Raw genomic sequence first — 19,500 nt, forward strand, 5'->3', positions numbered from 1 at the left:
CGCAGGAGCGCCCCGGCGGTTCTCCCGCGAGACGGCCATCCCCAGGCCGACACGCCTGACTCCTCGTGAATTGCGAACGGCATGGACCGGACGGGTCCGATCGTGCAGAACTCAGGCGCACGCCGGCGCGTCCCGCCACCGAGGGGATGATCCGGCTCGACTCACCGGGACGCTCCTGAATTGCGAACCCTGGGCCGAGGATCAGGCGGGCGAGCTACCGGTCGGTGTCGGGGCGCGGCCACGCGGCGACGAAGCGCTCGAGGTACGCGGCGAACTGCGCCGCCTCCGCGGGCGCGAATCCCGAGAGCGCGGTCGTGACCGCGTCGCGTCGACCCCGGTGCGCCTCCTGCAGGACCGCGCGGCCGGCGGCGCTCAGCTGCACCACGCTGCGTCGACCGTCGTTCGGGTCGACTGCGCGAGCGACCTCGCCGCGCTTCGTCGCTTCGGCCACGAGCCGGCTCGCGCGGGGTTGGTCGACACCGATCGACTCCGCGAGCGCACTGATCCCCATGCCACCGGCCGCCTCATCACGGGCGAGCGCGTCCAGCATCCGGAACCGAGCAGCCTGTGCGATCGCCTGCTCGCGCGGGTGACGGGCGCCACCGCCGGGAGCCCAGGGCCCACCGAAGCCGGGTCCGAAGCCCGGACCGCGCCCGCGCGCACGTTCGTCATCAGCGCCGCCGTCGGCGTCGTGCCGATGACCGCCCCCGTGCTCATCGTGGTGGTGATGAGCGGGCCCACCGCGCCCACCGCGTCCGCCGAACCGACGGCCTGACTGGTCCCGTCGGATCTGGACGAGGGCCTGCTCGATCATCTCCACCGGGTCGGTTGCTGTGGGTTCGCTGGGCTGCGCTTGACGATCGTCGGACATACATGTCATTATACATTTACATGTAACAGAGCATGCAAATAAGGAGACCACCCATGAACACCCCCACGACTTCCCCAGAGCAGTCCACCACCCAGTCCGCCGAGCGCCCGCTCGGCTTCTGGCTCCGCGCCGTCGATCACGCGCTCAAGCACTCGATGCACGAGGTGCTCGCCGAGGACGGCCTCGGCCGCCGCAGCTGGCGCACGCACGAGCTCATCGCCTCCGGCGCGTCGAGCGTCGAGGAGCTCGACGCCTCGCTCCCGCCACACCGCCACGGACCGCGCGGCCCCGAACGGTTCGGCCGCCGCGGCGGGTTCGGCCCCGGTCGCGGCTTCGGTCGCCCGGAGCGCACCGCCGAGACGACCGCGGACACCGCATCCGCCGAGCGTCCGAGCGGCCACGAGCACGGCCACCCCGCTCACGATCGGGCCTTCGGGCGCGGCCGCGAGATCGGTCGCGGCTTCGGTCGTGATCACCGACCCGGCGGCGCACCGTTCGGCCCTGGCCACGGCCACCACCGCGGCCCTCGTCGCTCGACCGCGGACATCGTCATCGACTTCGCCGCCCGCGGCTGGGTCATCGTCGACGCCGACGGCATCACCCTGACGGACACCGGTCGCGAGGCGCACGACGCGCTCCGCACCAAGGTCGACGCGGTCCGCCAGACCGTCGCCGACGCCGTCTCGCCCGAGGACCTCGCGACGACGCTCGCCAGCCTCGAGAGCATCGCCCGAGCCTTCGGCCGGGACGAGCACACAGCGCACGAGCACGGCCCGCGTGGTCGCTTCGGTCGCGGCCCCCGCATCGAGCGCTGACCGGCCGCCGGCGTCTTCCGCCCATGCGGACCCCAGCCGAACACCATGCACAGAGCCCCGGGCAGCAATCGCTGCCCGGGGCTCTCTCCGTTCGACCCACCGTCCCGTTCTCAGGACTCCGTCGCGTGTCGCCCTCCCGCGAAGCCACACACACCGGACAACTCCTGAGTTGGGGACGAACGGACCACACGCGACCCCGGCGCCCCTATCTCAGGACTCCGTCGCGTGTCGCCACCCACACCAACCCGACACACCGGACAACTCCTGAGTTAGGGACGGCACCACTTCAGCTACTCCGTGAGGCCGTTCGCCTTCGCGACGTTCCCGAGCCACGCGAGGCTCGGCTTCGGCGTGCGCACGAAGGTCTCGCGATCGACGGCGATGAGGCCGAAGGTCGGTCGGAAGCCGCTCGCCCACTCGTAGTTGTCGAGCGCGCTCCAGTGGAGGTACCCCTCGAGCTGGATCCCGTCCTGGATGCAGGCGTGCAGCTCGCGCAGGGCGCCGTCCGTGTAGTCGATCCGACGGGTGTCGTCTGAGGTCGCGATACCGTTCTCGGTGATCATGATCGGCACCCCGCCCGACAGCTCCCAGGCGCTCCGCACACCCTCGGCGGCGGCCGGAGGGTAGAACTCCCAACCGGTGAGCGTCGTCTCGACGCCGTCCTCGACGGGCAGGGGTCCCTTCGGCCCGATGAACGTGCGCGTGTACGCTTGGACGCCGAGGAAGTCGTCGCCGGCGGACTGCTCGAGGTACCAGTCGTCACGCGGGTAGCCGTACTCGCGCAGCATCTCGTCGGAGCCCGGCTCACCGTTCGACCGGAACGCCTGCGTCGCGATGGTCCAGCCTGACTTCAGGCCGGACACCTGCGAGAGCACCTCGCGCGAACGCTTGTGGGACTCGAGGAGCGCGTCGGCCACGAAGAGGTCCGGGTTCGGCAGGCCGTACGCGACGAGGTTCGCCGCGTCCTCACCACCGGCGAGCATCGCGGCGATGTTCGGCTCGTTGATGGTGCAGACGTGATCGACGCCCTCGCCGACGATCGGCAGGGTCAGCTCGGTGTACCGCGCGAAGAGGTCGGCGGCGTCCTTCGCCCGCCAGAACCCGTCGCGCTCGAACCAGCGTGGCACCGTGAAGTGCATGAGCGTGACGACCGGGTTGAGTCCCAGCTCGTGTGCGGTGTCGACCATGCGACGGTAGTGGTCGACCTCGGCACGCGAGACGATGCCGCGCTCGGGCTCGATCCGGGCCCACTCGATGCTGAACCGGTAGGTGTTGAGCCCGGCGTCGGCGAGCAGCTGCATGTCCTCGCGGTAGCGGTGGTAGCTGTCCATCGCGTCACCCGAGGGCTCGACGATGTTCGTCCCGGCTTCGTGCTCGTGCACCCACCAGTTGCTGTTGATGTTGTTGCCCTCGATCTGGTGGGCAGCGGTGGCGGCGCCCCAGAGGAAGCCGTCGGGGAAGGTCAGCACGGGTGTTGCTCCTGTTTCATGTAGAGGTGTGGCCCTTCGACAAGCTCAGGGACCGGGGGGAAGACCGGGCCCTTCGACAAGCTCAGGGACCGGAAGGGGTGGGCCCAGGGGCCGGGAGGGGGGCGCAGGGACGGGACGGGCGTCAGCGCTTGGCGCGGGCCGGGTTGGGGACGGCGTCGAGCAGCTGGATCGTGTACGGATCCTGCGGGTGCTGCAGGACGTGCGCGGTCTCGCCACGTTCGACGACGCGACCCTGGTTGAGGACCATGATGTTGTCGGTCACGAGTCGCGCCGACAGCAGGTCGTGCGTGATGTAGAGCATCGAGACGCCCCACTGCTCGCGCAGGTCCTCGAGCAGCGCGAGCACACCGGCACGCAGCGACACGTCGAGCATCGACACGGGCTCGTCGGCGATGAGCACCTGCGGGTCGCTCGCGAGCGCCCGGGCGATCACGACGCGCTGCCGCTGTCCACCGGAGAGCTGGTGGGGCAGCTTCGCCGCGAACTGCTCGACGGGCGAGAGGCCCACCGTCTCGAGGAGTTCGAGCACGCGCCTGCGGACGGCGTCGCCCTTCAGCCCGGTGAAGTTCACCACCGGACGGGTGAGCGTGTACTCGACCGTGTGCAGCGGATTGAGCGCCGCGTACGGGTCCTGGAAGATCATCTGCACGTTCTTGTGCAGGTTCCGGATGCCCTTGCGGTTCAGCTGGGCGACGTCGAGGTCACCGAAGCGGACCGCACCGGAGGTCGGCTTCTCGATGCCCGTGATGAGCTTCGCGATGGTCGACTTGCCGGAGCCCGAGGCCCCCACGAGCGCGAGCGACTGACCGGGTTCGAGCGTGAACGACACGTCGTCGACGGCCGTCACCGCTGACTCACCGCGGCGCGGCGGCGGGTAGACCTTCGAGACGGCGTCGACGATGACCGCCGACTCGGCCGAACGACCGGCGCGCGACGAGGCCTTGCCCGACTCGGAGCTCGCGCTCGTCGCGGTCGGGACGCTCGTCGTGGTGCCGGACACCGGAGCAGTGCCCCGGTTCGCACGCGAGGGGAAGCCGGGCAGCTCGACGACCGCGGCGCGCGGGTCGGCGTAGTGACTGAGCAGCATCCGCGTGTACGGGTCCTGCGGACGCTCGAGGATGTCGCGACTCGGGGCGTCCTCGACGATGCGACCCTCGTGCATGACGAGCACGCGCTGCGTCGCCTCGAGCACGACGCCGAGGTCGTGGCTGATGAGGATGGCGGTGAACCCCTCGGCCTGCTGCAGCTCGGTGATCGTGTCCATGATCGCGTGCTGCACGAGGACGTCGAGCGCGGTGGTCGGCTCGTCGAACACCATGAGACGGGGCTCGAGCGACAGTGCCAGTGCGATGGACACGCGCTGACGCATGCCGCCGGACAGCTCGCCGGGGAAGCGCGCGAGCACCTGCGGCGTCAGCCCGACCTTGTCGACCAGCTCGGCCATCCGCGCGTCCCAGCGGTCGCGGGAGACGTGGCCGTGCGCCTTAAAGATGTCCACGAAGTGGTTGCGGATCGTGCGGACCGGGTTGAGCGCGTTCATGCCCGACTGCAGCACCATGGCGAAGCCGCCCTGACGCTGCTCACGGAGCGCCTCGTCGCCGAGCTCGCGGATGTCCTTGCCGCCGAAGAGGATCTGCCCGCCGTTGATGCGGGCCGGCGGCTTCTGCAAGCGGGTGGCCGCGAAGCCGAGCGTCGACTTCCCGGAGCCGGACTCGCCGACGAGCCCGATGAACTCACCGGCACCGACGGAGAACGACACGTGGTCGACCGCCTGGACCGGCGCGGCGCCGACGGACTCGTAGACGACGGACAGGTCGCGGACCTCGAGGAGCGCTCCGGTCCCGGCTGCCGGCGCTGATGCGCTCTCGGCCTGGAGGTTGACGGCGTTCATCGTGACTTCCCTTCACGGAGGCGCGGGTTGCTGATCGCGTCGACACCGAAGTTGATGAGGGTGAGGCTCATCGCGAGGAGCGCGATGCAGAGACCGGGGGCGAAGAGGAGGATCCACTGACCGGTGAGCAGGGCGTTGGAGTTCTGCGCCCAGTAGAGGATGGTGCCCCAGCTGACGATCGACGAGTCGCCGAGGCCGAGGAACTCGAGGCCGGCCTCCGCGAGGATCGCGCTCGTCGCGGCACCGAAGAAGCCACCGGCGATGAGGGACGTCATGTTCGGCAGGATCTCGTTGAACACGATGCGGAACGGTCGGTCGCCGGAGAAGCGAGCTGCGGTCACGAAGTCACGCGAACGCAGCGACTGCGTCTGGCTGCGGAGCACGCGGGCACCCCACGCCCACCCGGTGATCACGATGACCGCGACGATCATCACGAGCCCACCGTTCTGGAGGTACGCGGCGATGACGATCATGAGCGGCAGGCCGGGCACCACGAGGAACAGGTTGACGATGAAGTTCACGACCTCGGCGCCGAAGCCCTTGATGTAGCCCCAGCTGAGGCCGATCAGGACCGCGACGATCGTCGACAGGATGCCGGCGATGAAGCCGACCGTGACGCTGATCTGCGAGCCGTAGATGAGCTGGCTGAGGACGTCCTCGCCCGCCGCCGTCGTCCCGAACCAGTGCTCGGGGCTCGAGTCGGCGTTCCGGGGGAACCCGTCCTGGCTCGCGCCGTACGGTGCGAGCACCGGGGCGAAGATCGCGACGAGGATGAAGAACGCGAGGATGATGAGCCCGAGGCGGGACTTCCAGTTGGCCCAGAGCGTCGCCGCCGATCGACCGATGAAGGCGAACTTCCTCGGCGGACGCACGGCCTGGTCGGACTGCAGTGTCTTGACGTGCTGTGTGGTGGTCATCGGCGGGTCCTTGGGTCGAGTACGCCGTACAGGATGTCGACGAGGAAGTTGGCGATGAGCACGCTCACGGTGATGAGCAGGAAGAGCGCCTGCATGAGCGGGTAGTCCTGTCCGATCACCGCGTTGAACAGGAGGAAGCCGATGCCCGGGTATCCGAAGACCTGCTCCACGAGGATCGAGCCGCCGACCACACCGCCGAGCGCGAGCCCGAAGCCGGTGAGGTTTGGGAGGATCGCGTTGCGGGCCGCGTACTTGATGGCGACCGTGCGACCACGGAGACCGTTCGCCTCGGCGAAGGTCACGTAGTCGTCACCGAGGGTGTTGATCATCGCGTTGCGCATGCCGATGATCCAGCCGCCGAGGCTCGTCACGAGGATCGTCAGCGCCGGCAGCACCGCGTGGTACGCGACGTCGACGATGAAGTCCCAGGTGAAGGCAGGCGAAGCCGTCGGGCCGAAGGCACCCGAGGTCGGGAACCAGTGGAGCACGTAGCCGGCGAAGAACAGCAGGAGCAGTGCGGTCCAGAAGTACGGGAACGTGCTGGCGAAGGTGCCGCTCAGCGTCGGCAGGGCGTCGAGCCAGGTGTTCCGCCGCCAGGCCGCGAGCACGCCGATGAGGGTGCCGAGGATGAAGGCGACGATCGTCACGATCCCGAGCAGGATGATCGTGTATGGGAACGCCTGCCAGATGAGCTCACCGACCGACTGCGGGAAGAAGGTGTACGAGACCCCGAAGTCGAGCGTAACGACCTGGTGGAGGTACGTGACGTACTGCTCCCAGAGGTTGCCGCCGGGGACACCGAGTTGGGCCTCGATCGCCGCACGCGTGGCCGCGGAGACCGGGCCGTTCTGCGCGAGCTTCGCGATCGCGGCGTCGGTCGGGGAACCGGGCATGAGCCGCGGCAGGAGGAAGTTCAGCGTGACCGCCGCCCACAGAGTGAGGACGAAGAGGCCGAGTTTGCGCACCATGTACACGGTCACTCACCGTCCTTCCGGAGCTTGAGGTGCGTGAACACGAGGAGCGGGGTCTGGTCGTAGGTCTGCAGCGGTGCGTACGGGTTGTCCGCATCGGGCCAGCCGGTGAACTTCTTGTCGTTGTAGAGGCCCCAGAGTCCGCCGTAGTACATGCCGATGACCGGGAAGTCGCTGTAGACGATCTGCTGCATCTGGTGACTCAGCCCGAGACGGGTCGCCTCGTCGGTGGTCTCCTTGTACTGGGCGAGCAGCTGGTCCATCTGCGGGTTGCGGTAGCGACCGAAGTTGCTGGACGTCGTCTCGCCGATCGGCTTCGCGAACTCGCTGTTGAAGCTGTTGTTGAAGCCCTGGAACATGATGCCGTTGCCCATGCCACCCATGGCGACCTCGAAGGCGCCGCTCTGGATCGCCTGCTGGTACCCCGGCGGCTGCGGCTGCTTGATCTGCACGTCGATGCCGAGGGCGCCGAGCTCCTTGCGGACCTCCTGGACCGCGCGGAGCCAGTCCGCGTAGCCGTTGGCGGTCGTGATCGAGAAGCTGAACTGTTTGCCCGCCGCGTCGACGAGCTTGCCACCCTGCTGGGTGTACCCGGCGGCCGCGAAGGCCTCGAGGGCGCCGGCGGTGTCCTGCGTGATCATGCCCTGGTTCGGCAGGGTCGGGTCGAGCTCGTCCTCCTGGTTGGGGAGCATGAGGCTCGACTGGCCGGCTGCACCGAGGTACCCCTCGGTCGCTGCGTCGGCGATCTTGTCACGGTCGAGCGCCAGGGCGATGCCGCGACGGACGTCGACGTTGTCGAACGGGGCGACGTCCATGTTGGGCACGAGCCCGATCACGCCTCCCGGCGGGAACCAGAACTTGTTGTGGTCGTTGGCCGCACCCCAGGTGCCTTCGACGTTCGACAGGAACGAGTACGCCCAGTCGAAGCCCTTCGTGACGATGTCGAGTTCGCCGGTGGCCGCGGGGATCACGAGGTGGTTGACCTCGATCTTGTCGGCCTGCCAGTACGTCTCGTTCTTGTCCATCGTGTACTGCTGCGAGGTGTAGTTGCCGAGCACGTACGGACCGGTACCGACCGGGTTCGGGTTCCGCCAGGTGTCGGGGCTCTTGACGTCCTTCCAGATGTGCTCCGGGACGATGAGCGTCTGCGAGACGATGTCGGCCGCGGGGGCGTCGTCGTCGAGCAGGTGCATGATGACGTGCTGGCCCTTCACCTCGATCGTGTCGATGTGCTGCCAGGCGCCCTTCTGGTCGAGCGTCGGGTACTGCTTGATGAGGTCGAAGGTGAACTTGACGTCCTCAGGGGTGAAGGCCTCGCCGTCGGACCAGGTGGCGCCGTCGCGGATCGTGTAGTCGATCGTGCGGGCGTCCGGGAGGTCGACCTTCTCGGCGAGCCACGGCGTCTCCTTGCCGTCGAGCACGTTGATGATCACGAGCGGCTCGTAGATGTAGCTCGAGGCCGAGCGCTTGTTCACGAGGTAGGGGTTGAAGTTCCGCTCGAGCATCGGGGTGCCCTTGTCGGAGGCCAGCAGCATCGTGTCGGCCGGGATCGAGGGATCCGGCTCGCTCTTGATCTGGATGCTGCAGCCGGAGACGAGCAAGGCCGCCGCGGCGATCATCGCCGCTGCTCCGAGTCGTCTGCGCCTGCGGACCTTGGTCCGCTCGTGCGTCGTGTGCGTCATCGCCACCGTCCTTGCTGAAGTCTGTACCGGTTGAGTGTAAGCGCATACATTGCCCGACGCAACCCGTGTCGGACATCCGATCCTGTTCGCAATTCAGGAGAGCCCCGGCGTGGCGGCCTCGCGGCGGACGGACGCGTCGCGGCACGCCGCGGGCTTCCTGAATGGTGAACGCGAGGGGAGGCGATGATCAGGACGTGATCGACTCGGAGCTCTCGCGGAGGACGACCTCGACGGGGAGTCGGACGGACATCGCGGGCAGCTTCGGCTCGGCGAGGCGACGGGCGAGCGCCTGCACGGAGACCCGGCCGAGCGTCTCCATCGGCTGCCGGACCGTCGTGAGCCGCGGAGCGGACAGGCGGCCGGCATCGATGCCGTCGAATCCGGTGACGATGAGCTCGTCCGGGACCGCGACCCCCGCGATCCTGGCGGCGTCGATCACGCCGAGCGCCATCTGGTCGTTGGCGCACACGACGGCCCGCGGCAGCCCGTCGCGTCGGAACAGCTCCCGACCGACCCGTCGCCCGCCCTCGCGGGTGAAGTCGCCGCGGAGGGTCGGCTCCTCCGGGGCGTCGAGCGACCGGTCCGCGAGGGCCGCGCGGAACCCGCTCCAGCGCTCCGCGTCATCGGGCGAGCCGAGGCTTCCGGCCACGTACTCGAGCTCTCGGGCGCCGAGGTCGTCGATGAGGTGCGCCGTGAGCGTGCGCATCCCCTCGGCGTTGCTCACCGAGACGTGGTCGAGGTCGTCGCCGCGCCGGGGCCCCGCCATCACGACGATCGGGACGTGACGTGACAGGCGCGCGAGCTCCTCCTCGCTCGCGCTCCCGGCCAGCACCATGAGGCCGTCCACCCGACCTGCCATGTCGCGCACGGTCTGCGTCGCCGTGGATCCGCGTCCGACGCCGACGAGCAGTGCGAACCCGCTCCGCCAGGACTCCAGCTCGCAGCCGCGCAGCACCTCGTCGAAGTAGAGGTTGAGCGTCCGCGTGTCGGTCCGCTCCGGGATGTCGCGGACGATGCGCGCTCCCCCGGCCGCCGCCTCGTCACCCTCGAGGGCGATGTCCCCGAGGTCGTCCATCGCGTCGAGCCCCTGGAAGAACAGGCCGATGACGCCGGTGCGGCGCGCGGCGAGTCCTCGTGCGGCCCCACTCGGGACGTACCCGAGTTCACCGACCGAGGCGAGCACGCGGTCTCGCGTGGCCGGTTTCACGTCGTCGGGGCGGCTGAGCACCCGCGAGACCGTCGCGATGGAGACGCCGGCGTGGTGCGCGACGTCGTAGACCGTCGGCGGTTTCGTCATGGGAACGCCTTCCTTCGGCCACCAATGATACGCACGGCATCCTGCCCGCCCGGTCCACCGGCGGCGTGGGATGACGCGCGGACCGCCCTCGTCTTGCGTCACGGGAGCGGCCCCGACGAGCCGGGAACCGCAGCCAACCCGAACGTTCCCTGAATTCTCGACGCTTGTCGGCTGGGCGGCCGACGTCCGCTGGCAGACTGCGGACATGACTGATCAGCATGCCAAAGCCGTCCTCCTCAACTCCCTCCACGAGCCGGGTTCCCCGCTCATCGTCACCAACGTCTGGGACGCCATCACCGCGAAGGTCGTCTCCGAGGCCCCCGGCGTCGTCGCCCTCGCCTCCGCGAGCCACTCGGTGTCGAACGTCCGTGGGCTCGAAGACGGCGGCGGCCTCGACGTCGACGAGGCGATCGCCGCGGCGAAGATCATCGTGGGCGCCGTCGACCTGCCGGTGACGATCGACTTCGAGAAGGGGTACGCATCCGACGCGGCCGGTGTTCGCGAGAACGTCCGCCGCCTCATCGTCGAGTCGGGTGCCGTCGGAATCAACCTCGAGGACTCCGTCGGTGCCGCGAAGGCCCCGCAGTTCCCGATCGAGGAGGCCGCGGCCCGCGTCGCCGCCGCTCGCGCCGGAGCAGAAGACGCGGGCATCCCGCTCGTCATCAACGCCCGGGTCGACACGCTCGCCGGCGACCCCGAGGCATGGGACGAGGCCGTCACGCGCGCCAACGCCTACCTCGAGGCCGGTGCGGACGTCGTCTTCTTCCTCGGGCTCGGCACCGAAGAGCTCGTCGCCAAAGCGATCGAGCAGGTGCACGGACGCATCTCCGTCATCGGCTACCCCGGCGCGGTGCCGCTCAAGCGCCTGGCCGAACTCGGCGTCTCACGCGTCAGCTTCGGCCCCGGCACGCTCGGCCTGACCCTCGCCGCCCTCCAGCGCGCTGCGACCGGCCTCACCGAGCTCGGCGAGTACCCCGAGGACCTCGGCTTCTCCTTCGAGCTCTGATCCTCGACTGACGACCGGTTCTCAGGAGGATCCGGGCGTGGCGCCAAGTGACCTCGGCGGCGCGCCCGGGGACTCCTGAGACAGGGTCACGGGTTCCGGTCAGGACGTCAGGAACCAGTACCAGATGATGAGCATCGTGATGAGGAAGCCCGTCAGGAAGTTGAGACGGAGGAACCGCTTCCACCCCGCGTTGGCCCGTTCGGCGTCCTCCTCGCGGAGGTTCCAGAACGGCAGCACACTCGCGGCGTAGGGCAGCGCGAGCAGGCCGGCCAGCGGGATGGGCCACGGGGTCACGAGCATCAGCGCACCGCCGGCCAGGTAGGCGACGAAGGCGAACCGGACGGTCGCCGCCGCGCCGATGACCGTCGCGATCGAGCCGATCCCGCCCTCCCGGTCGGCGATGATGTCCTGCACCGCACCGAAGGCGTGGCTGGCGATCCCCCAGAGGAAGTAGCCGACGAGCAGCGCCCAGAGCGCGGGCGTGAAGACCGCACCGGCGAGGACGAGGCCGTAGACCGCCGGGCTCACGAAGTGCGTGCTCGAGGTGAGCGAGTCGATGAACGGCCGCTCCTTGAACCGCAGGCCGGGTGCGCTGTACGCGATGAGCGCGAACACGCTGATCGCGAGGACGAGCCACGACAGCGGCGACCCGATGACGACGAGGTAGACGAGGAACGGGACGTTCGTCACGATCGCCGCGAAGATCGTCAACCGGTGCATCCGGCGGTCCAGGACCGCGCCCTCGACGCCGCCCTTGCGCGGGTTCCGCAGGTCGGACTCGTAATCGAAGACGTCGTTGATGCCGTACATCGCGAGGTTGTACGGGATGAGGAAGTACAGCGTCCCGAGCCAGAACGTGAGGTCGAGTTCACGCGTGGTCAGCAGGTATGCCGCTGCGAACGGGTACGCGGTGTTGATCCACGACAGCGGTCGGGAGGACAGCACGAGCTGGCCGAGTCGGTTCATGCCGGGTCCTCCTGGGACGGGGATGGGGAGACGGGAGCAGGGGTTCGGCGCTCGAGGAGCACCCAGAGCGACGGGAGCAGGACGGCCGCGGCGATGGCGTAGGCGAAGTCCTCGAGGGGCGCGATGCCGATGAAGGCGCCGGAGATGAGTGCGGGGTCGTAGCCGACGAGCCCGATGCCGATCATGATGTTGTCGAACAGCGCGGTCATGAGCAGGAGGACGACGAGCCCACCGCCCACTGCGAGCAGCCAGGTGCCCGCCGACAGACCGGTGGATCGCGGTCCGTTCGCACGGCGTCGATCGAGCCGCACGACCGCGAGCAGGGCGACGACCGCCACGACGGCGAGGAACCATGCGTTGAGGGCCCAGTAGGTCATCGTCCGCTCACCTCGGCGGCGCCGGTCGTCCGGCGGGACACCCGGCCGAGCGTGTGTCGCGCCGCACCGAACAGGTTCATCGTGAGGTAGCAGAGCAGCGTCAGGAAGAAGACCTCCTCGATCGGCAGCTCGGGCGCGACCTGCAGCCCGGTCATGAACGAGGTCTCACCGCGGAAGAAGATGCCGGTGCCGATACCGAGCAGGTCCCACACGAGGAAGAACACGACGCCGATCGGCAGGATGATCGCGGCCCGCCGTCGGTCGGCCCAGAAGAACAGCCGGAACCGCCGGTCGAGCATGACCATCCCGGTGATCGAGACGAGCAGCGCCAGCAGGTACAGCAGACCCATCAGCCGGTCGCCTCGGCGCGCGCGCGCAACGGCTCCGCCATCGGGCCGGTGGTGATGTCGCCGCGCATGCGCTTCACGACGAGCTCCGCGCTGATGAGGCACATCGGCAGGCCGATGCCCGGGATGGTCGAGCCGCCGGTGTAGAACAGGCCGTCGACCTTCTTGCTGACGTTGCCGCTCCGGAACATCGCGCTCTGCGAGAGGATGTGCGCCGGCCCGAGGGCGGTGCCCTTCCAGACGTTGAGGTCGGTCGCGAAGTCGGCCGGGCCGACGTCGCGACGCACCACGATACGCTCGGCGAGGTCGGGGACGCCGGCCCACTCGGCGATCTGCGCGATGGCGGCGTCGCCGATCTCCGCGACCCGGGCGTCTCCACCGCCACCGATGGACGGATCGGCCGGGACCGGGACCAGGATGAACAGGTTCTCGTGGCCGTCGGGTGCGACGCCCGCATCGGTCGCGCTCGGGCGGCAGACGTACAGCGACGCGGGGTCGGGCACGCTCGTCTCCTTGCCGAAGATGCGGCCGAAGTTGTCGCGCCAGTCGGCCGTGAAGAACAGGCTGTGGTGCAGCAGTTCCGGCAGCTCACCGCGGACGCCGAGCATGACGAGCACGGCTCCGGGGCCGGCGGTGCGCTTCTCCCAGTACTCGGCCGGGTAGGTCTGGAGTTCGCGGGGAAGCAGCGTCGTCTCGGTGTGGTGCAGGTCGGCGGCGGACACGACGCGGTCGGCGCGGAGCAGCTGCCGACGACCGTCGGCGTCGAGGTAGTTGACGCCGTCGACCCTGGCGCGGCGGCCGGCGGGCATCGTGGTGATGCCGGTGACCTCGGCGCCCGTGATGATCTCCACACCCTCGGCGCGGGCCAGCTCGGCGATCGTCTCGATGATCCGCGAGAAGCCGCCCTGCGGGTAGAGCACGCCGTCCTCGAGGTCGAGGTAGCTCATGAGGTGGTACATGCTCGGCGCTTCGAAGGGCGAGGAGCCGAGGAACACGGCCGGGTAGCCGAGGATCTGCTGCAACCGGACGTCGGAGACGGTGCGCGCGGCCAGGGTGTCGAGGTCCTCCGTGAGGAGCTTCGCGAGCTTCGGCATCCGGGCGAGGACCTCACGGCTCGCGAGCGTCCGGTACGACTCGAACGTCGTGTACAGGAAGCTCCGGATGGCGATCTCGTACGTCTCCTTCGCGCTGCGGAGGTACTCGTCCATCTTCGCGCCGGCACCGGGCTCCACCGACTCGAACAGGGCGAGGTTGCCGGCCCGGTCGGCGGCGAGGTCGAGGTGCCCGTCGCGGCCCTCCGAGTAGACGCGGTAGGCCGGGTCGAGTCGCCCGAGGTCGAGCTGCTCGGCGGCAGAGGTGCCGAGGAGGCGGTAGAAGTGGTCGAAGACCTCCGGCATGAGGTACCAGCTCGGGCCGGTGTCGAAGGTGAAGCCGTCCTGCTCCCAGGTGCCGGCGCGGCCGCCGAGCACCTCGCGTCGTTCGAGCAGCGTGACCCGCTGGCCGTCGCGGGCGAGGAGGGCTGCGGTGGCGAGACCGCTGATGCCGCCGCCGATGACGACGGTCCGGTTGTGGGAGGTGGTCATGACTGCGAACTCTCGTCGATCGTCGGGATGGAGGCGGTGGTGCCGGTCGTGGCCGGTGTGCGACCGGCGAGCGCGCCGGCGGCGATGCGGAGCTTGACCGGGTCGGGCACCCGGACACGCGTGCGGACGAGCGCCGAGGCCGGCGTCGTCCGGATGCGTCGGGCGAGTTCCGAGAAGAGCTCCTGGGCGAGGGCGACCGCTCGACGGCTCGACTTCGGCAGCCGGCCGAGGACCGCTGCCGAGCGGTCGAAATCGGCTTCGATGTCGTCGAGCAGGCTGTGCTTCTGCGCCTCGGTGAGCTCGTCGACGGCGACACCCGGGAAGTAGCTGCGGCCGAGCTCGTCGTGGTCGGCCGAGAGATCGCGGAGGAAGTTCACCTTCTGGAAGGCGGCACCGAGACTCCTGGCGCCGACGACGAACGCGGCGCGCTGGGCGTCGTCGACGTCGTGGCCGCGCAGGAAGATCCGCAGGCACATGAGCCCGACGACCTCGGCGGAGCCGTACACGTAGTCGCGGAACGTCTCCGGCGTGTGGACGGTGCGCGAGAGGTCCGCGCGCATGGACGCGAAGAACGGACGGGTGAGGTCGGCCTCGATCCCCGCCGACCGCGCCGAGATGGCGAAGGCGTGGACGACGAGGTTGCTGCTGTACCCCGTCTCCATCGCGTCCTCGGTGTCCTGTTCAAGCGCGTCGAGCATGCGGAGGACCCGCTCGGGGTCAAGCCCGGCCGCCGCGGCCACGCCGTCGACGATCTCGTCGGCGATGCGGACGAGCGCATACACGTTCTCGACGTCCTGGCGGATGTCGCCACCCAGCAGTCTGGCCGCCAGTCCGAAGGACGTGGAGTACCGACGGATGACGATGCTGGCGGTCTCCTGCGCGACCCGGTCGTACAGCTGTCGTGCGTCGCCGACCGCCGAAACGTCGTCGGCCGGTCGCCCGGTCCCGTCCCCTGCTGCGGTCATCGCGACCGCTCGAGCACGGTGGCGACGATGGGGCGGAGCTCGTCGCGGAGCTGCGCCGGGATACTCGGCGAGGCCAGCTGCTCCCAGGCGCGGTTGGCGTAGTCACCGGCGAGCAGGGTCGCGTGCTGGCGGGCGCCCGTCGTCGTGAGGACGTCGCGCAGGACGGCGGCACCCTCCTCGTCGAGGTCCGGGTCGCCGAAGAGGTGCTCGACGGCGTGCCACTCGGGCTGCTCCGCCGCGAACGCCACCATGACCGTCAACTTGCCCTCGCGGAGGTCACCGATCGTCGTCTTACCGGTCGTCTTCGAGTCGCCGAAGACGCCGAGGACGTCGTCGATGATCTGGTAGGCGATACCGATCTGCTGTCCGAAGGCTCCGAGCGCGTCGATCGTCGCCTCTGGAGCGCCGGCCAGGACGCCGCCCGACTGCAGGGGCGCCTCGAACGAGTAGTAGGCGGTCTTCAGGCGCTCCATGCGGATGATGTCGTCGACCGTCGGGACGACGCCGCCGACCGTGAAGTCGACGTCCGCGAGCTCGCCGGCCGCCGAGGCGGAGATCGCGTCGTCGAGGATCTCGCGCAGGCGTGTGCGGACCGCGTCGGCGCTCCCGGCGCGGTCGATCAGGCGGTAGGACGCGGACAGGGCGAGGTCGCCGGCGATGACGGCGACGGACATGCCGCGGTGCTCGGCGAGCGGCAGCGGGATGCCCGCGGTCTGCGCGATGTCGCGGTAGCTGCCGGAGACGTTGGGGCTGCCGCGCCGGACGAAGTCGCGGTCGATCACGTCGTCGTGGACGATCAGCGCGGTGTGCAGGAGTTCGTAGGCCGCGGCGACGTGAGCCGCGGCGACGATGTCCGTTCCACCCAGCGCCTCGTAGGCCGTCATGACCATCCGTGGGCGGAACCGCTTGCCGCCGGCCATGCTGCGCTCGATGGTCTCCCAGAGCCGCAGATAGCCGGCGCCGCCGAACGACACCGCCTGCGTCTTCGCCAGTTCGAGGAAACGCTCGAGCGCATCCTCGACCTGATGCTGTTGTCGATAGGGCGCGTCGACGACGTGGTGGGTCTCCATATCACGAGGCTACTTCACGGAGCGGCGAGATTAGTACGCTAGCTGTCCATTCGCGTTCACCCCGATCGTCGGGGAGAATGGACGCATGTCGGTACCCGAAGAACTCGTCGTCCTGCTCGCCGAGGACGGCACCCGCATCGGCACCACGCCGAAGGCGACCGTCCACACGCTGGAGACGCCACTCCACCTCGCGTTCTCCTGCCACGTCATCGGGCCCGACGGTCGGATCCTCGTGACCCGCCGCGCGCTCTCGAAGCTCACGTGGCCGGGCGTCTGGACGAACTCGTTCTGCGGACACCCCGGCCCGGATGAGGACAGCGTGGACGCCGTACTGCGTCGGGCGAGCGCCGAGCTGGGCCTGCCGATCTCCGCGCCGGAACTGGTGCTGCCCGACTTCCGGTATCGCGCCGTCGACGCCTCGGGTGTGGTCGAGTACGAGATCTGCCCGGTCTACGTCGCCTACACGGATGCGACACCCGAGCCGAACCCCGACGAGGTCGTGGAGTGGGCCTGGGCCGAGCCCGAATCACTCCTCGCGTCCGTCGAGCAGGCGCCCTTCGCGTTCAGCCCGTGGCTGACGCTCCAGCTGCCGCTCGTCGTGCCGCTGCTCGCGGAGTCCGCCACCCGCTAAGGCGCCCGGATCTGCGCGGATCGAGCCGGTTTCCGAACAGATTCAGGCGACTGAGCGAGGTCAGGCGCCGCGAAGCGCCTCGAGGGCCGCGGCGATCCGCTTGTCGCGCGTCGCGTCCGTCTTCGCCAGTGCGACCGGCTCGGCCAGCGCGCGTTGTCGGCTGAACGACAGGGCTCCGTAGGCGGCGAGCGCCTGCTCGTCTCCCGCGAGCGCCGTCTCGAGTTCGGGCGGCAACGGGAACAGGCGCGGTGCGTCGTCGACCTCGAGGTCCACCTCGACCTCGTCGCCTCCCGCGACCCCGGCGGCGGCGCGGTTGGCGGCGCTCAGGGCGATCAGGTACCGGCCACCCATCGGGGTGATGGTGCTGCGGTACGTGGTCGCACCGACGGTGACGACGACGGGCACGCGCTTGCCGCGATCCAGGCCCTCGACGACGGCGTCGGGGACGAGGATGCCGGTGTTGTTGCCCTGGAGTTCGATGACGGTGCGGAATCTCATGCGCTCAGTATGGCCCGGGGCCGTCTCGCGGTGAAGACCAGGACGAGGGAGCCGGCGACGACCGCGATCCCGAGCACTTGTCCGAGGCTCAGCGCCTCCCCGAGGACCACGAGGCCTGCCAGCACGGCGACGACGGGACTCAGGAGGCCGAGGAACGACACCGACCCGACGGGGAGCGCGGCGATGCCGCGGAACCACAGGGCGTACGCGAGGGCCGTGCCGACGAGGGAGAGGTAGGCGTACCCGCCGATCGCCGCTGCGTCCGGGGCGTCCGACGGAAGTCCCTCGACGAGGAGCAGCACCGGCACGAGGACGAGACCGCCAGCGACGAGCTGCCAGGCGGTCAGCGCGAGGCCGGAGACCGGTGCGCCGCTGCCGGCGTTCGGGTCGAGGTCCGGGCTCGTGCGCCGGCGGGCGCCGATCCGGCAGCCGACCTGCGGCCTCCCCCACCGCTTGCTCAGCACTGATCCGAGCGACATCGAGACCGCCCCGGCGAGTGCGGCGACGACGCCGACCGCGTCGAGACGCGCGTCGGCCTGCAGCACGATGAGGGCGACACCCAGCACCCCGGCGAACCCGGCGACGACGCGGCGCACGGTCAACGCCTCCCCCACCAGCAGGCTCGCGAGCGCGGCGACGAGCACCGGCCCGATCGCCCCCATGGTCGCGGCGACCCCGCCGGGCAGCCGGTAGGCGGCGAGGAAGAGGAACGCGAAGAAGGCGCCGATGTTGAGGGTGCCGAGCACGAGCGACCGCCACCACCAGCCACCGACCGGCAGGGTCCGGGTGATCGCGAGGAGCAGGAGGCCGGCCGGCAGCGCTCGGAGCACGGCTGCCAGCAGCGGTCGTCCCGGCGGGAGCAGTTCGCTCGTGACGAGGTAGGTCGTCCCCCAGCTGATCGGTGCGATGGCGGTGACGGCGGCGATGCGGAGTTGATTGCTAAGCACTGAGCAATAATAGCTCAGCACTAAGCGAATTGCTAGGCTGGCGGCATGAGCACGCGCGTCGACGACATCCTGAGCCAGTGGCGGACCGAGCGACCCGACCTCGACGTCTCGCCCATGGCCGTCATCGGACGACTGTCGCGAGCGGCGACGGCGGTCGACGCACGCCTGTCCTCGACCTTCGCCGAGCACGGTCTCGACAGCGCCTCGTTCGATGTGCTCGCCACCCTGCTCCGCGCCGGCTCACCGCACGAGCTCGCCCCGAAGGACCTCGCCCACTGGTCGATGGTGACGTCGAGCGCGATCGCCCAGCGGGTGAACAAGCTCGTCGAGCGCGGTCTCGTGACGCGCCGTCCGAGTGAGCAGGACGGGCGCGGCACGGTCGTCGCCCTCACCCCGGCCGGCAAGCGCCTCGTCGAAGCAGCCCTACCCGACCACCTCGCCGCCGAAGAGCGTGTCCTCGACGGCTTCTCCCCCGCCGAGCGCGAGCAGCTGGCGGCCTTCCTGGAGCGCCTGGCTCGCACCGACACCTGAGTGTCGCGTCGACGCTCGCGGCACGTCTCCGCTCCGGCGGCACGCCCTGTTCCACGTGCCCCGAGCACGGGCACGTGCCCGGGCAGCACCGGTTCAGGCGATGCGGCGACCCTCGTTGTGCTCCTGCAGCCACCAGGACACGCCCTCGTCGTCGGACACCCAGCTCTCCCAGGTGTACGAGTCCTCGGTGATGCCGCTGAAGTTCCACCGGATGAGCTTGTCGTCGTTCCGCGTGCCGTCCTGGCGGATGCCGTCGGAGCGGTGCGGCGTCGCGACGAGCTGACAGAACTCCCCGCGCCGTGGCTCGACGTAGTTCACGCGCCAGGCGCCCATCAACCGGTCGTAGACACGGAGAGCCGTGCTGACCGTCTCCCAGCCCGACGGCTCCGCGTCGTTCGCGACGAGCTGGACGTCCTGCACGGCACGCCCCTCGAGGATGTACGACACGATCCACCGGAAGTCGGACTCGACCCACTCGCCGCTCTCATCGTCGAGGCGCTTCGAGTGGACGTCCCAGGACCCGACGAACTGGCCGAACCGGACCATGCGACGCGGGTAGAGCGGCGTCGGCCCGTCGGCGGTGATCGCGCGGGCGAAGTCGGGTCGCTCTGACGTGCTCATGGCGGGGCCTTTCTGCTGGTCCAC

General features: G+C 69.7%; 20 protein-coding genes. 4 read left to right on the forward strand and 16 right to left on the reverse strand.

Going from position 1 to position 19,500, the window contains the following annotated elements:
• Positions 1-214 precede the first annotated feature (214 nt).
• Positions 215-871, reverse strand: coding sequence for a MarR family winged helix-turn-helix transcriptional regulator (locus tag ACQ3HE_RS08230; protein ID WP_430892149.1), 657 nt, complete (start codon positions 869-871; stop codon positions 215-217).
• A 53-nt stretch (positions 872-924) separates the two neighbouring features.
• Between ACQ3HE_RS08230 and ACQ3HE_RS08235 the strand changes: the two genes are divergently transcribed.
• Positions 925-1,686 carry a hypothetical protein gene (locus ACQ3HE_RS08235; RefSeq protein WP_430892151.1) on the forward strand — a complete coding sequence of 254 codons (762 nt, stop codon included), beginning with the start codon at positions 925-927 and terminating at the stop codon, positions 1,684-1,686.
• A gap of 290 nt (positions 1,687-1,976) precedes the next feature.
• Here the strand turns inward: ACQ3HE_RS08235 and ACQ3HE_RS08240 are convergent, their stop codons facing one another.
• The 6 genes from ACQ3HE_RS08240 to ACQ3HE_RS08265 all read right to left on the reverse strand — a co-directional run bounded on the left by ACQ3HE_RS08240 (position 1,977) and on the right by ACQ3HE_RS08265 (position 9,934).
• Complete coding sequence (locus ACQ3HE_RS08240) at positions 1,977-3,155, reverse strand: glycoside hydrolase family 1 protein (protein WP_124768561.1); 1,179 nt, start codon at positions 3,153-3,155, stop codon at positions 1,977-1,979.
• Between the two features lie 142 nt (positions 3,156-3,297).
• Positions 3,298-5,067 (reverse strand): ABC transporter ATP-binding protein, encoded by a 1,770-nt coding sequence (locus ACQ3HE_RS08245; protein ID WP_079704934.1) that lies wholly within the window; start codon positions 5,065-5,067, stop codon positions 3,298-3,300.
• Positions 5,064-5,984, reverse strand: a complete 921-nt coding sequence (locus ACQ3HE_RS08250) for an ABC transporter permease (RefSeq protein ID WP_064297140.1) — start codon at positions 5,982-5,984, stop codon at positions 5,064-5,066. The genes ACQ3HE_RS08245 and ACQ3HE_RS08250 overlap by 4 nt, the downstream gene beginning before the upstream one ends.
• Entirely contained in the window at positions 5,981-6,952 is a 972-nt protein-coding gene (locus ACQ3HE_RS08255; RefSeq protein WP_085512196.1) for an ABC transporter permease, read from the reverse strand. The genes ACQ3HE_RS08250 and ACQ3HE_RS08255 overlap by 4 nt, the downstream gene beginning before the upstream one ends.
• Positions 6,953-6,960: 8 nt before the next feature.
• Positions 6,961-8,637 carry an ABC transporter substrate-binding protein gene (locus ACQ3HE_RS08260; protein WP_086473023.1) on the reverse strand — a complete coding sequence of 559 codons (1,677 nt, stop codon included), beginning with the start codon at positions 8,635-8,637 and terminating at the stop codon, positions 6,961-6,963.
• A gap of 187 nt (positions 8,638-8,824) precedes the next feature.
• Entirely contained in the window at positions 8,825-9,934 is a 1,110-nt protein-coding gene (locus tag ACQ3HE_RS08265; RefSeq protein WP_137242419.1) for a LacI family DNA-binding transcriptional regulator, read from the reverse strand.
• A gap of 205 nt (positions 9,935-10,139) precedes the next feature.
• Here ACQ3HE_RS08265 and ACQ3HE_RS08270 point away from each other — a divergent pair, with 205 nt between their 5' ends.
• Positions 10,140-10,940 carry an isocitrate lyase/PEP mutase family protein gene (locus ACQ3HE_RS08270; RefSeq protein ID WP_430892153.1) on the forward strand — a complete coding sequence of 267 codons (801 nt, stop codon included), beginning with the start codon at positions 10,140-10,142 and terminating at the stop codon, positions 10,938-10,940.
• 99 nt (positions 10,941-11,039) lie between these two features.
• Here the strand turns inward: ACQ3HE_RS08270 and ACQ3HE_RS08275 are convergent, their stop codons facing one another.
• From ACQ3HE_RS08275 to ACQ3HE_RS08300, 6 genes are read right to left on the reverse strand one after another with little or no spacing between them, the layout of a single operon-like run.
• The gene (locus ACQ3HE_RS08275; protein WP_064297137.1) at positions 11,040-11,906 is read right to left on the reverse strand and encodes a prenyltransferase; all 867 of its coding nucleotides are present in this window, start codon (positions 11,904-11,906) and stop codon (positions 11,040-11,042) included.
• A complete protein-coding gene (locus ACQ3HE_RS08280; protein ID WP_124768559.1) occupies positions 11,903-12,283 on the reverse strand; it encodes a lycopene cyclase in 381 nt (126 codons plus the stop codon). Before ACQ3HE_RS08280 ends, ACQ3HE_RS08275 begins: the two co-directional genes overlap by 4 nt.
• Entirely contained in the window at positions 12,280-12,633 is a 354-nt protein-coding gene (locus tag ACQ3HE_RS08285) for a lycopene cyclase domain-containing protein (RefSeq protein WP_159877475.1), read from the reverse strand. Before ACQ3HE_RS08285 ends, ACQ3HE_RS08280 begins: the two co-directional genes overlap by 4 nt.
• Positions 12,633-14,213, reverse strand: coding sequence for a phytoene desaturase family protein (gene crtI, locus ACQ3HE_RS08290; RefSeq protein WP_159877473.1), 1,581 nt, complete (start codon positions 14,211-14,213; stop codon positions 12,633-12,635). Before crtI ends, ACQ3HE_RS08285 begins: the two co-directional genes overlap by 1 nt.
• Positions 14,210-15,178, reverse strand: coding sequence for a phytoene/squalene synthase family protein (locus ACQ3HE_RS08295; RefSeq protein WP_430892155.1), 969 nt, complete (start codon positions 15,176-15,178; stop codon positions 14,210-14,212). The genes crtI and ACQ3HE_RS08295 overlap by 4 nt, the downstream gene beginning before the upstream one ends.
• Positions 15,175-16,248 (reverse strand): polyprenyl synthetase family protein, encoded by a 1,074-nt coding sequence (locus ACQ3HE_RS08300; RefSeq protein WP_124768556.1) that lies wholly within the window; start codon positions 16,246-16,248, stop codon positions 15,175-15,177. The genes ACQ3HE_RS08295 and ACQ3HE_RS08300 overlap by 4 nt, the downstream gene beginning before the upstream one ends.
• An 85-nt stretch (positions 16,249-16,333) precedes the next feature.
• Between ACQ3HE_RS08300 and idi the strand changes: the two genes are divergently transcribed.
• Entirely contained in the window at positions 16,334-16,879 is a 546-nt protein-coding gene (idi, locus tag ACQ3HE_RS08305; RefSeq protein WP_426738336.1) for an isopentenyl-diphosphate Delta-isomerase, read from the forward strand.
• Between the two features lie 60 nt (positions 16,880-16,939).
• On the opposite strand, the gene ACQ3HE_RS08310 is transcribed toward idi, so the two are convergent.
• Complete coding sequence (locus ACQ3HE_RS08310; RefSeq protein ID WP_159877467.1) at positions 16,940-17,377, reverse strand: DUF1905 domain-containing protein; 438 nt, start codon at positions 17,375-17,377, stop codon at positions 16,940-16,942.
• On the reverse strand, positions 17,374-18,324 hold the full coding sequence (locus tag ACQ3HE_RS08315) for an EamA family transporter (RefSeq protein ID WP_430892157.1): 951 nt from the start codon (positions 18,322-18,324) through the stop codon (positions 17,374-17,376). The genes ACQ3HE_RS08310 and ACQ3HE_RS08315 overlap by 4 nt, the downstream gene beginning before the upstream one ends.
• A gap of 45 nt (positions 18,325-18,369) precedes the next feature.
• On the opposite strand from ACQ3HE_RS08315, the gene ACQ3HE_RS08320 reads away from it, so the two are divergent.
• Positions 18,370-18,855, forward strand: coding sequence for a MarR family winged helix-turn-helix transcriptional regulator (locus ACQ3HE_RS08320; RefSeq protein ID WP_430892158.1), 486 nt, complete (start codon positions 18,370-18,372; stop codon positions 18,853-18,855).
• A gap of 93 nt (positions 18,856-18,948) precedes the next feature.
• Here ACQ3HE_RS08320 and ACQ3HE_RS08325 read toward each other — a convergent pair whose 3' ends face one another.
• A complete protein-coding gene (locus tag ACQ3HE_RS08325; protein WP_430892159.1) occupies positions 18,949-19,476 on the reverse strand; it encodes a hypothetical protein in 528 nt (175 codons plus the stop codon).
• Positions 19,477-19,500: the final 24 nt, after the last annotated feature.

Origin of the sequence: Plantibacter auratus, from assembly GCF_050587365.1 — a bacterium.
In the GTDB taxonomy this organism is placed as follows: domain Bacteria; phylum Actinomycetota; class Actinomycetes; order Actinomycetales; family Microbacteriaceae; genus Plantibacter; species Plantibacter auratus.